Below are 12,024 nucleotides of genomic sequence, written 5' to 3' on the forward strand. Positions count from 1 at the left end.
TGAAAGCTGTTTATTTCCATGGACCCTGACGGTCAAGCAAGGGCAGGAAAAGTATCATGGATGATGACGCCCTAATTCTTTGCCCATGAACTTAGCCACCATTAAAGTCACCTTGCCGGAACTAATTGGCCGTTACCAGTCCCAGGCAGACTTTATCAGTATTCGTTTGGAACAGTCCGAAGGAACCCAAATTAGCTTGCGGAGTGACCAGGTGGAAACCCTCAGTGAGGGTATTGCCATGGGTGGCCAGGTGCGGGTTTGTCATCAAGGGGGTTGGGGTTTTGCCAGTTTTAACCGTTGGGAACAGTTACGCCAAAGACTAGAAGAGGCGATCGCCGCCGCGCGATTAATTGGGGATGATGAAACCCTGTTGGCTCCCATTGATCCGGTTCAACAAACCTTTATCAATCCTTTAACGGGCAAAGATCCCCGCCAGATTAGTTTGGCTGATAAAAAAGCTCTGTGTGACCACTACAATGATTTGCTCCGGGGCACCAGCGATAAGATTACCACCACCCATGTGCGCTACAGCGACAGCCAACAAACGGTGTTGCTAGCTACTTCGGAAGGGACTCTGTTGGAGCAATGTTGGTGGGATTTGGAAATGCGTTTTGCGGCCACCGCCAAAGATGGCAACGGCGTTCAAGTAGGTAGAGAAACCACAGGCTCCCGCCGGGGCTACGGGGATTTGGAAAATTTAGACCAGGTGGTGCAGGGGGCGGCCCAACGGGCAGTGAAAGCGTTAACTTTGCCCACAGTGCAGGGAAAAACTTATCCGGTGGTGATTGACCCAATTTTGACTGGGTTATTTGTCCACGAAGCCTTTGGCCATCTGTCCGAAGCGGATATGCTCTACGAAAATCCCGACTTTTTGGAAGTGATGAGTTTGGGTCGGCGCTTTGGCCCGCCGGAATTACAAATTTTTGATGGAGCGGCTCCACCAGGGCACCGGGGTAGTTATGGTTTTGACGATGAAGGGGTGCCCGCCAGTACCACCCAGTTGATTAAAGATGGGGAATTGGTGGGTAGGCTCCATTCCAGGGAAACGGCGGGGAAATTGGGGGAAAAACCCACTGGCAATGCCCGCTGTTTGAACTACCACTATCCCCCCATTGTGCGGATGACTAATACGTGGATTGGCCGGGGCGAAACTCCTGTGGCTAATTTGTTAGACGGCATTGAGGAAGGGATCTATGCCCAAAATTGGCTGGGGGGTATGACCAACGGGGAAATGTTCACCTTTAGCGCTGGAGAGGCCTGGATGATCCGCCATGGTCAGCTAGCGGAACCGGTTAAAGATGTGACCCTGTCCGGCAATGTGTTTAAAACCCTGGCTAACATCGAGGCGATCGCCGACGACTTTTATTGGGATGAGTCTGGGGGCTGTGGCAAAGGGGGCCAAAATGGTTTGGCGGTGGGTTGCGGTGGCCCCAGTTTACGCATCCGGGATGTGGTGGTGGGGGGCGATGCCGCCTAGACCCCTGCTGTTTCGGACTTTTGGGGGCAAATAATACCTCCCCCTAACACCCGATCGCCGTCATAGAGCACTGCGGCTTGCCCTGGAGTGATGCCAAATTGAGGTTCGTCAAAGACCAGTTTGATTTGTTGATCGTGCCAGGGAATGGCATTGACGGTCACTGGAGCGGAACGGTAGCGCACCTGCACTTCACAGCGGATGGGGGCTGTTGGCTCTGGAATGGAAACCCAGTTGAGCCGTTGTACGTAGCATTCCCCACTGCCCGCACTCTGGCGATCGCCGACAATGACCCGATTCATCACCGGATCGAGCTTAACCACGTATAACGGTTCCGCCGCCGCAATACCTAACCCTTTCCGTTGGCCAATGGTGTAGTGATGAATGCCTTCATGGTGGCCCAACACCGCCCCGGACAGATCAACAATTTCCCCCGCTTTCGGGGCGATGTATTTGTCCAAAAAGTCCCGCATGGAGCCATGGGCTTCAATCAGGCATAAATCCTGACTATCTTTTTTTTCCGCTGTGCTCAAGTCAAATTCCGCTGCCAACTGTCGGGTCACAGTTTTGGTTTGCTCCCCCAGGGGAAACAGGGTGGCCGCCAAAATTTCCTGGGATAGGTCATAAAGGAAATAGGATTGGTCCTTCTGGCGATCGACCGCCCGCAACAACTCGTAGCGTTGACTGGCTTCATTAAAGCGAATGCGTGCATAGTGCCCCGTGGCAATTTTATCGATACCGAGGGACTGCTGAGCATATTGCAGCATAGGGCCAAATTTGACCGCCTTATTGCATTGGGAACAGGGTAATGGGGTCACGCCCTCGCCGTAGCCCTGCACCAGATAATCAATGATGTGATTTTGGAATAAATCTCTGGTGTCCACAATTTCGTGGGGCACCCCCAACTGCTCACAAATGGAAGCGGCATCCACTAGCCCTTCCGAACAGCATTGACCCTTACCCTTCATTAACCAGAGGGTAACTCCCACCACGGCATAACCTTGACGGTGCAACAGGGCCGCCGCCACCGAACTATCTACTCCGCCGGATAGTCCCACCACTACTTTTTGCGTCATTGCTGGTTTACTCTGCGCTCCAAATTGACAGGGGTTGCTTTAACAAATAGGCCCTAACCCAGCTTAACCTAGAAAAACTACCGCCAGAAAATGAGCATGAATAAAACCTTGATTCAATAATTTTCCTGATATTCAAAGCGGGTGTGGGGAGTGAAGTCTGCTAAACCATCACAGGCCATAATGCCCTGGGTCGTCAAACCTTTTGCTGGATAAGGATGGTAAATATTTAAAAAATCGTCCAACACCATTGTCAGATCTTCATAGGCTACCGTCTGCTTCCTTAGGGCTTGGTCTAGAAAAGGAACTAGGGATGCTAAAAAATCCTGACTAACTATGGTGCCCAATTGGGCTTGATCCGTTAGACAGTTAAAACTTTTCTCGACCATGCCATTACTTTGAATTTGACAATGGTCTTGGCTCCGCTGCCAAATTTGATCATCTTCCAGGATAGATCCCCCACCAAAGTCACGTTCGTGAGCAAATACGGTATGGACACAACCAACGGAATACACTGATGCTTGGTTACGACCGAAATAAGGATAACGAAAACTACAAACGTCCGTTAATAAATGGGTCTGGGGATGACGTTTAACATGGGCTGGGGCAAAAGAATCCTGGACGGTATGGAGCGATGCTCCAATAAATTTTAAACCCAATTGTTTGCGTTGATAGCGGTCCAAGTTTTGGTTGACTATTTGTTGGCCCGCCATTACCTCAGTGCCATAAATTACTGCATTTTTGATAAAATTTTGAGACAGAATACAAGACTCTTTGGCACTAAGAGCCTGTTGTTGATGCGGGTCAAGATAATTACGGGTAAAATGCATTACCTGGGAATGGGATTCGCTGTGTTCGATCATCCCAGTCAGTATTTTTTTCTGTTCTTGGGCGGTAAAATGTTCCCATTCCTGTCCCAGCAAAATTCCGATTAAACTTGTGGCAAATGCCGGATCAAGTTGAGGAAAATCATTAACCACATTGCCATAGGCCAAAGGATGGGATAAATAATTTACGCCGCCGACATAATCACCATAAAAAACCCTAGTTAATTTATCATCACTGGATTGGAGTCTTGTGAGCGCAAATTTAGTCAGATATTCATGGCCTGGCACAATGTAACAAGAAAAAGCCTGAACAGGTGGAGCTTCCCAGGATAGCAACCAAATAAACCCCAGAAAAGATAGACATTTTTGAAAAAATGCTAGCTTCATGACCAAAATCAAATGATGGCGAAAGCTGCTCCTGATTGAGGGGCCATGGTCAAAAGTAACCCTGCGGTGTTCCGGTCAATTACGGTCTCACCATTAGCGCTAAATACAGGTTCAGCTATGTCTATTTTATCCAAATTTATTATGTCTGGAGATAATATAATTTCTATTATGTTGTCACCACTATTAACGGCAACCATTAGGGTTTCATCGCCGTATTGCCGTTGAAAAACATAGCCCATACCTGCCGTGGCGATAATTTTGTAATCCCCCAATTGCAAACATTGATAGCGATGGCGCAGGGCAATCAATTGGCGGTAGAATTCCCAACAATCCAAGTCCCAGTCAGTTTTAGCAGGAAAAACTCGGCGACAATCGGGGTCGGCCTCCCCAGGCAAACCCACTTCGTCTCCGTAGTAAACACAGGGAGCACCGGGGAAAGTAAACATCAGTAAAAGAGCGAGGTTAACGCTGGGCCGATCGCCATTGGCTAGGGTTAATAAGCGGGCGGTGTCGTGGCTGTTGAGTAAATTTAATTGGGTTAACTGAATTTCCCAGGGATGTTGTTGCAGCAGTTGGCTAATTCTTTCCCCATAGGCTTCTGCAGTTAGGGCTGGGTAAGGACGATATTCTTCCCCCCGTAGATGTTCTTTTTGCAGGCGATCGCCAATGGCAAAAGCTACGGTAGGTTCGGTAAAGCGATAGTTCATCACCCCATCGAATTGATCTCCGGCTAACCAGGGGCTAGCATCACACCAAATTTCCCCCACAATGTAGGCTTCTGGATTAATGGCCTTGACCCTGCAGCGGAATTCTTGCCAAAAACCTTCCGCTTTGACACAATCGGGCACATCCAAACGCCAACCATCAATGCCCTGGGCAATCCAATACTCCCCCACCCGCATCAAATATTCCCGTACGTCGGGATGGTCATGGTTAAACTGGGGCAGGGCCCGCAAATCTACCCAGCCCCGATAGTTAGCTGGCAGAGAACCGTCATAGGCTGATAGGGGCCAATCTTCAATGTGAAACCAATCTAACCAAGGAGAATGGGGGCCATTTTCCAAAATGTCGTTGAAAAAGTAGAAACCCCTGCTGGCATGGTTAAACACTCCATCCAAGACTACTTTCATCTCCCGGCGGTGGGCCTGGGTTAGTAAAGCCTGCAACGCCTCGTTGCCCCCCAGTAGAGGATCCACTTGGTAATAGTCATGGGTGTGATAACGGTGATTACAGGCGGACTGGAAAATGGGGGTCAAGTATAAAGCGGTAATGCCCGAATCCTGGAGATAATCCAAATGTTCGATCACTCCCCACAGGTTGCCCCCCTTATAACCCTGCACCGTTGGCGGGGCCTCCCATGGTTCTAGCTTTGGTTGTTGAGCGACGGCGATCGCCTGTTGTTGGCCGATGGCAAAACGGTCAGGAAAAATTTGATAGAAAACGGCTTTTTTCACCCAATCTGGGGTTGTAACCATGGTGATTCTAGTCCTTGTTAATAATTTGTTAATATTTACCCTGTCGTAATGGTGGGGCACAGGTTTTTAAAGGCAATTTTTCGATACACTGGAAGCTCAGTTTCCCCCCAGCCCTATTCCTATGCTCCGACTCGAACACATCCGCAAAATTTATCCCACCGGCGAAGTTCTTAAAGATGTGAACTGGGAAGTTAAACCAGAAGAACGGGTAGGCCTGGTGGGGGTCAACGGGGCCGGAAAATCCACCCAACTCAAGATCATTATGGGGGAAGTGGAGGCCACTGCGGGGGAAATTATTCGCCCAGCGGCGCTGAAAATTGCCCATTTAACCCAAGAATTTGACGTTACTCCCAGCCGTACTTTGCGGGAGGAAATGTGGACGGTATTCACCGAGGCGAACCAGGTTCAGGATGCCATGCACCACGTCCATCAGGAAATGGAAGTAGCCGATCCCGATACCCTAGAAAATTTAATTCACAAATTAGATAAATTACAGCGGCAATTTGAAGGCCTAGACGGTTATCGTTTGGAGTCGCAAATTGAGCGGATTTTGCCAGAAATTGGTTTTGAGCCGGAGGATGGCGATCGCCTGGTGAGTTCCTTTAGTGGCGGCTGGCAGATGCGGATCAGTTTAGGCAAAATTTTACTCCAGGAGCCGGATTTACTGCTGTTGGACGAGCCCACCAACCATTTAGATTTAGAAACCATTGAATGGCTAGAAACTTACCTCAAGGGCTTAAAAACTCCCATGGTGATTATTTCCCATGACCGGGAATTTCTCGACCGGCTTTGCACCAAAATTGTCGAAACGGAACGGGGAATTTCCACCACCTATCTGGGCAATTATTCCAGTTATCTAGTGCAGAAAGAAGAAGGCAATCTTGCCCTGGCCAGTGCCTATGAACATCAACAAAAGGCCTTGGCTAAACAACAAGCTTTTGTGGATAAATTCCGGGCCAGTGCCACCCGCAGTACCCAAGCGAAAAGCCGAGAAAAGCAACTAGAAAAAATTGAACGGGTAGAAGCTCCTGTGGGTGGAGTAAGAACCCTAAAATTCCATTTCCCCCCTGCCCCCCGCAGTGGCCGGCAAGTGGCGCTTATTGAAGATATTTCCCATTCCTTTAACGATAAATTGCTCTTCCTGGGGGCTAATTTGGAAATTGAACGGGGCGATCGTATTGCTTTTTTGGGGCCCAACGGTTGCGGTAAATCCACCCTCCTGCGGATGATTATGGGTATGGAATTGCCAGACGAAGGGCAAATAAAATTAGGGGAACACAATATTTTGCCCGGCTATTTTGAGCAAAACCAAGCGGAAGCTTTGGATTTAGAAAAAACCGTTATGGAGACCATCCATGATGAAGTGCCCGACTGGAAAAATGAAGAAGTGCGGACCCTGTTAGGAAGATTTCTCTTTTCTGGGGAAACGGTGTTTAAAAAAGTGGCCGCCCTCAGTGGGGGGGAAAAAGCCCGTTTAGCCTTGGCGAAAATGTTGCTCACCCCGGCCAACTTTTTAATCCTTGATGAACCGACCAACCATTTGGATATTCCCGCCAAAGAAATGCTGGAAGAAGCTTTGCAGGAATATGAAGGCACCGTGGTACTAGTTTCCCATGACCGTTATTTTATTTCTCGAGTAGCTAATAAAATAGTGGAAGTTCGGGACGGGGAACTGGTGGCTTACAGCGGTGATTACCACTACTATTTAGAAAAGTTAGAAGTGGAAAAAGCCGAAGAAAAGCGTCGTCTGGCCGCTGAACAAGCTGCTAAAAAACAAGCCGAAAAACGGGCTAAACAAGCGGCGAAAAAGGCAGAACAGAAGAGCAAAAAAGTGATTGCTCCTTAGATACGGCCAGGGTAAAAATTCTGAATCTATCCCTGGTCTGTCGATCTGGAGGGACAGTTCAGGTTATGGTGCGAGGATGTGTTAGTTTTTGCACCTCACCATGGTCTCCGTTCAAAATTCCCTCCGCCTGCAGATAGAAAACCGGCTCCTCAGCCATCCCCAGAGCTATGTCAACCATGGCCAGGATGTTATTGCTGGTTTACAGCAATCCCCTAAAACTTTGCCGCCCCACTATTTTTACGACGACCGGGGTTCCCTGCTGTTTGAGCAAATTTGCTTACTGCCGGAATATTATCCCACCCGCACCGAAGCGAGCATTCTCCAGGCGATCGCCAAGGAATTGGTGCAAATTACGGGGCCCTGTGACTTCATTGAATTGGGTAGCGGCAGTTCCACTAAAACCCGGATTTTATTAGATGCCTTTGCGGAAGAAAATATTGCCCTACGCTATATTCCCGTTGATATCAGTGAAGCGATTTTAAGAGAAAATGCGGAGGCTATTTTAGCTACCTATCTCCACTTAACGGTGCAAGGTTTAGTAAGTACTTATCAGTTGGCGTTGGCATCATTGCCCGATCATAATTATCCCCATCGTTTGATGGCATTTTTAGGCAGTTCTCTCGGTAATTTTTCCCCTGAAGATTGTCAAGTATTCTTTGAACAAGTAGGTCAAGCGTTAGACCCAGGGGATTACTTTTTATTAGGGGTGGATTTATGCAAACCTGCTGATATTTTAGAAGCCGCCTATAACGATGCCCAAGGGGTAACGGCGGAATTTAATTTAAATATGTTGCGCCATTTAAATTGGCGTTTTCAAGGTAATTTTGCGTTGGATAACTTTTCCCATCGGGCTGTATTTAATCAGCAAAAATCCCAAATTGAAATGTATTTACGCAGTGGCACGAAGCAAACGGTGCGGTTGGAAAATCTTGATTTAACGGTGGATCTGCAAGCTGGAGAAACCATTCTGACGGAAATATCCCGCAAATTTTCCCTCCATGCTAACAATCCCAACGCCATTCCCCGGCAATTGGCGGACCATGGCCTAGAGCCACTCCAAGTGTGGACCGATGACCAACAATGGTTTGCTGTGATTTTAAGCCGGGTCAACTAGCAGCAAATACCCCTGCCTGACAATCCCTCAACCATAAACGAATGCCTTGGGCGATCGCCCCGGTGCTGGCATCCCGTCGGGGAGAAGGGGGCTGATCCGGGGAGCTTCCCCCTAATTGTTGGTACAGTAAGGCCAATTGCCAACCCTGCTCCGTTTGCACAAAAAATGCCCAGTAAAAATTCTGGCTGGCGATCGCCCGTTGGTCGGTGTAGCTTCTTTCCAGGGTGGTGAAAAAAACCTGTTTAGTGGTATCCGGTACTTCCGTTTGCCACTGTTGTTGAGCTAGGGGCAGGGGATCAAAATCCGCATTGCCAGCAATCAAAATGTAAGTTCTCAAAGGAACGCCACCAATTTGACTCCGTTGCATGACCCGATTGGTATAACTGGGCAGTGCGTCCAGTAGGGGGGGCATCAATTCCGCTAACGGTTGTTGGCAGTGGCCTCCGTTGGGGGAGCGGCTATTTCTGGCTTGGGCGGAGCTTAAACCCAGGCCTGTGACCAATATCAAGGCAAAGCCAGTGACAGATAGGCCAAATTTGACTACCGAGGAGAAGCCCAACAATTTTAAACAGCAAGGTCTTGGCATAATCTTTCCCAAGCGGCTTCGGGACTAGGATCAGCAGTGATGGGTCGACCAATGACCACATAATTGGCCCCAGCGGCGATCGCCTGGGCGGGAATCATGACCCGTTGTTGATCGCCTGGGGCCGACCAGAGAGGCCGCACGCCGGGGGTAACCAGTAAAAATTCAGGGCCGCAGGTTTGCCTCAGTTTAGCCACTTCCTGGGGGGAACACACCGCTCCATCAATGCCAGCATTTCGGGCCAACCGGGCCATGGCGTTGACGTAATCATCCACGGCTAAGGGTTGTTGTAACTCTTCCCGTAACTGGCGATCGCCAATGCTAGTGAGCAGGGTAATGGCCAACAGTTTGGGAGGATGGGGCAATGGGGCCATGGCTTGGGCGGCTAAGGTTAAAGCTTGACTTCCCGCAGTGGCATGGAGAGTGAGTAAATCCACTTCGTACCGACTGGCAGACAGGCAGGCCCCCAACATCGTATTGGGAATGTCATGGAATTTCAGATCCAAAAAAATCCTTTTACCCCGGTCTTTTAACTCCGCCAAAATGACCGGCCCCGCCCCCACAAATAATTCCAGCCCCACCTTCCAAAAACCTACCCCTGGCAAACGATCCACTAAGGCGATCGCCTTGGGTAAATCCGGCACATCTAGGGCAACAATTACTTGGTCTGGGGTCATGGCAAAGTTGAGGAGTTATGGCAGAGGAATGGGAAAATTCGAGCTTTTACAGGTCGTCACTGGGGGGCGGCAAAGTACGCAATACTTCCACCATGGTAGGGGTAGCAAATAGGGCTTTCGTATCTGCAATTAACTGCTCTCCCCAAAGATTTTTGACCAGGAAATCAATTTCCCCATAGCGACTATCTAAATTGAGGGCATCCTGGGCCTTCCGCAATCCTTCCTCCGTTTTGCCCTGTTTATACAACGCCACGGCGATCGCCAATTGGGGTTCCGGTTGTTCGGAGTCAATTTTGATCACTTCTTGCCAACGTTTGAGGGCGGTGTCAATTTTTCCCTGTTCGTATTCAATCAAACCAATATTGTTGAGGGCCGGCCAGAACTGCTCTTCTGCTTTCAATGCTTTTTGGTAGGCAGTGACCGCATCGGGATATTTGACCAACTTGAGGTAGGCATTCCCCAAATCAAACAAAGCGGCGGGGGTATCGGGGCGCTGGGCCAAACCTGCTAGCAACACCTCCACAGCTTGGTCATACTGACCTTTTTGGAAATAGGCATTACCCAAAGTAAACTTAATGCCTGCTTCCTCTGGAGCCAAGGCCTCGGCTTTTTTCAGCACTGTGATGCCCGGCTCCACTTCCTCCTGCTGTAGATAAAGAGTGCCGAGAATGAACCAGGTTTGAAACTGTTCCGGGGCCAGTTGGGTTGCCAGTTTAGCCCGGGGAAAGGCCAGGTCGTACTGCTGAAAGCGCACCAATTGCACCACATCTTCTGTGAGCGCCAGGCCCTGATCTTCCAACTGCTGTTGGTCTAAATTGGGGGTGTAGGGCAGAACCGCCTGGGAAAACACCGGAGCCGCCCCACCGGCCAAGCCCAGTTGTAGTCCCCATAAAAGCAACCAATGACGTTTTGACACAGTAAATTTTTCCATCGATCAATGTTTTGAGCCGTCGTGGGGGAACGTTACAGTCTCCCAGCTTACCCAAAGCAAAACCTAATCATTAGGTTAAATAGGGTAGGGCCCAACACCTTGGTGGTGTGCGTTTATTGTATCTAGCCCGACGTTGTTTTGGCCATCCATCTTCATCCTTAGGAGCCGGAAACAATTTTGTTCCATGCCCCATTCCCCCCTCAGCCAGGCTAACTTCACCGATGAATTTTTCCCCAGCATCTTTCTTTTCTTTCCTTATCCCTATGCAGCTTGGGCGGGAATTAATCATGCCGCTGGGCTTAGCTGTGACTTTTGGGTTAACGTTTTCCCCTGCCGCTAAGGTTATGGCCCAAACGCCCTCCACAGATCCAGACTTTGCCAGTGTGAAGCAACAATTGGAAGCCAAGCAATTCAAAGTTTTGTTGTCGCCCCCTCCCCAGCGGGGAGCCTATGGATTAATCAATGCTGAAAGCCGCACTATTTGGATTCATCCCCTCACCTTTGAACTGGGTATTGCGGTGCCGGTCATTATCCATGAGGCAGTCCATGCCGCCCAAGTATGTAAGGGTAAAGGTCAATTAGCCCCCCTGGGGGTAACGGCCGAACCATTGGTCTATGCCCAACCTTTCTGGCTCAGGTATGGCAATATTCACCGCCAAGACTTGGAGCGGGAAGCATTCACCATACAGACCCAACCCAATCGCATGGCCTTAGTTTCTGGTTACCTTAATCAATTTTGCCCATCTCGATAACTCATTTCCGCCAGGGCCAACGGGTACCCATTTCGGTTTTGGCGGACCAAATTAGGTAAAGCACCAACAGGCCAACGCCTGCAAGAAAGGGCAATAGATCTTCTTTCATAACTTCCCACGTCGTAATTTTGCTTAGGCTACAGCAAAAAAAGGCGATCGCCACAGTCAATGACGACAGACAGGTCCAAACTCAAAATAAAATTTCAATACTAAACAACTTTATTAATCTTTACAGTTTTCCTGAGTTGGTGGAACTATCATTGTTTTACCAAGATCCCAACTTGATTATAGAGTTTATGTTTTTACAGTCCTGGAAAAGCTTAGAGGGAACCCATTTGAAGGACAAGTACTTACTTGAAACCTTGCTTGGGATTGGTGGGTTCGGCGCAGTGTTTCTGTCAAAAACAGTCGGCCACGATGGGGCGATCGCCAAGGTTGCGGTGAAATTAATGGTCTGGGATAGCAAAAGGGAAAAAGAACAAACCCAAGAACTGGAGTTGGCAACTACGCTCAAGCACGACAGGCTAATCAATTTTGTCGATCTTGATCATTGATGCTTAGCAATGGCGACGACGAAAGCGGGGATCAAACTTAGCTCCTTTACTGCCATTACAACTCTGACAAAGAGTTTGCAGATTACTCATGTCATTACTACCGCCCCTTGCCAAAGGAATAATGTGATCTACCTGTAAAGCCGTTTCATTGTGACTACAACCACAAGCTCGACAACGGTAATTATCCCTTCGGAAAACATACTCACGAACGACGGCAGGGATGGGAATACGGGGCGTTTTTTCCATGGGAGTGGCACAAGAAACAAGGAAAATATCAATTTTTGTAAAGTCGAAGTCAACGGCCAATTAGTTTGAGCATAGCCTTGTATTA

At 48.9% G+C, this 12,024-nt stretch carries 13 protein-coding genes; 6 read left to right on the forward strand and 7 right to left on the reverse strand.

Going from position 1 to position 12,024, the window contains the following annotated elements:
• Window positions 1-85 precede the first annotated feature (85 nt).
• Window positions 86-1,477, forward strand: coding sequence for a TldD/PmbA family protein (locus SYNPCCP_RS06375; RefSeq protein ID WP_010872435.1), 1,392 nt, complete (start codon window positions 86-88; stop codon window positions 1,475-1,477).
• Here the strand turns inward: SYNPCCP_RS06375 and mnmA are convergent.
• The 3 genes from mnmA to SYNPCCP_RS06390 form a co-directional block, all read right to left on the reverse strand.
• Complete coding sequence (mnmA, locus tag SYNPCCP_RS06380) at window positions 1,474-2,550, reverse strand: tRNA 2-thiouridine(34) synthase MnmA (RefSeq protein WP_010872436.1); 1,077 nt, start codon at window positions 2,548-2,550, stop codon at window positions 1,474-1,476. The genes SYNPCCP_RS06375 and mnmA overlap by 4 nt on opposite strands.
• 113 nt (window positions 2,551-2,663) lie before the next feature.
• Window positions 2,664-3,761, reverse strand: coding sequence for a hypothetical protein (locus SYNPCCP_RS06385; RefSeq protein WP_010872437.1), 1,098 nt, complete (start codon window positions 3,759-3,761; stop codon window positions 2,664-2,666).
• 8 nt (window positions 3,762-3,769) lie between these two features.
• Window positions 3,770-5,236 carry a glycoside hydrolase family 13 protein gene (locus SYNPCCP_RS06390; protein WP_020861692.1) on the reverse strand — a complete coding sequence of 489 codons (1,467 nt, stop codon included), beginning with the start codon at window positions 5,234-5,236 and terminating at the stop codon, window positions 3,770-3,772.
• A gap of 121 nt (window positions 5,237-5,357) precedes the next feature.
• On the opposite strand from SYNPCCP_RS06390, the gene SYNPCCP_RS06395 reads away from it, so the two are divergent.
• The gene (locus SYNPCCP_RS06395; protein ID WP_010872439.1) at window positions 5,358-7,082 is read left to right on the forward strand and encodes an ABC-F family ATP-binding cassette domain-containing protein; all 1,725 of its coding nucleotides are present in this window, start codon (window positions 5,358-5,360) and stop codon (window positions 7,080-7,082) included.
• Between the two features lie 100 nt (window positions 7,083-7,182).
• Complete coding sequence (gene egtD / locus SYNPCCP_RS06400) at window positions 7,183-8,196, forward strand: L-histidine N(alpha)-methyltransferase (RefSeq protein ID WP_010872440.1); 1,014 nt, start codon at window positions 7,183-7,185, stop codon at window positions 8,194-8,196.
• Here egtD and SYNPCCP_RS06405 read toward each other — a convergent pair.
• Genes SYNPCCP_RS06405 through SYNPCCP_RS06415 form a run of 3 tightly spaced genes read right to left on the reverse strand, consistent with a single transcriptional unit; the run spans window position 8,189 to window position 10,372 of the window.
• Window positions 8,189-8,782, reverse strand: coding sequence for a hypothetical protein (locus SYNPCCP_RS06405; protein ID WP_010872441.1), 594 nt, complete (start codon window positions 8,780-8,782; stop codon window positions 8,189-8,191). The genes egtD and SYNPCCP_RS06405 overlap by 8 nt on opposite strands.
• Window positions 8,761-9,456: an orotidine-5'-phosphate decarboxylase gene (gene pyrF / locus SYNPCCP_RS06410; protein ID WP_010872442.1), complete on the reverse strand. Its 696-nt coding sequence runs from the start codon at window positions 9,454-9,456 to the stop codon at window positions 8,761-8,763. The genes SYNPCCP_RS06405 and pyrF overlap by 22 nt, the downstream gene beginning before the upstream one ends.
• A 46-nt stretch (window positions 9,457-9,502) precedes the next feature.
• Window positions 9,503-10,372: a lipopolysaccharide assembly protein LapB gene (locus SYNPCCP_RS06415; protein WP_223211354.1), complete on the reverse strand. Its 870-nt coding sequence runs from the start codon at window positions 10,370-10,372 to the stop codon at window positions 9,503-9,505.
• A 199-nt stretch (window positions 10,373-10,571) separates the two neighbouring features.
• Between SYNPCCP_RS06415 and SYNPCCP_RS17585 the strand changes: the two genes are divergently transcribed.
• From SYNPCCP_RS17585 to SYNPCCP_RS06425, 3 genes are all read left to right on the forward strand, one after another.
• Window positions 10,572-10,727 (forward strand): hypothetical protein, encoded by a 156-nt coding sequence (locus SYNPCCP_RS17585; protein WP_223211355.1) that lies wholly within the window; start codon window positions 10,572-10,574, stop codon window positions 10,725-10,727.
• A 4-nt stretch (window positions 10,728-10,731) separates the two neighbouring features.
• A complete protein-coding gene (locus SYNPCCP_RS17590) occupies window positions 10,732-11,139 on the forward strand; it encodes a hypothetical protein (protein WP_223211356.1) in 408 nt (135 codons plus the stop codon).
• A gap of 260 nt (window positions 11,140-11,399) precedes the next feature.
• Complete coding sequence (locus SYNPCCP_RS06425; RefSeq protein WP_223211357.1) at window positions 11,400-11,693, forward strand: hypothetical protein; 294 nt, start codon at window positions 11,400-11,402, stop codon at window positions 11,691-11,693.
• Between the two features lie 3 nt (window positions 11,694-11,696).
• Here the strand turns inward: SYNPCCP_RS06425 and SYNPCCP_RS16765 are convergent, their stop codons facing one another.
• Window positions 11,697-11,939: an HNH endonuclease gene (locus SYNPCCP_RS16765; RefSeq protein ID WP_041425959.1), complete on the reverse strand. Its 243-nt coding sequence runs from the start codon at window positions 11,937-11,939 to the stop codon at window positions 11,697-11,699.
• Window positions 11,940-12,024: the final 85 nt, after the last annotated feature.

Origin of the sequence: Synechocystis sp. PCC 6803 substr. PCC-P (genome assembly GCF_000284455.1) — a bacterium.
Taxonomy (GTDB): Bacteria; Cyanobacteriota; Cyanobacteriia; order Cyanobacteriales; family Microcystaceae; genus Synechocystis.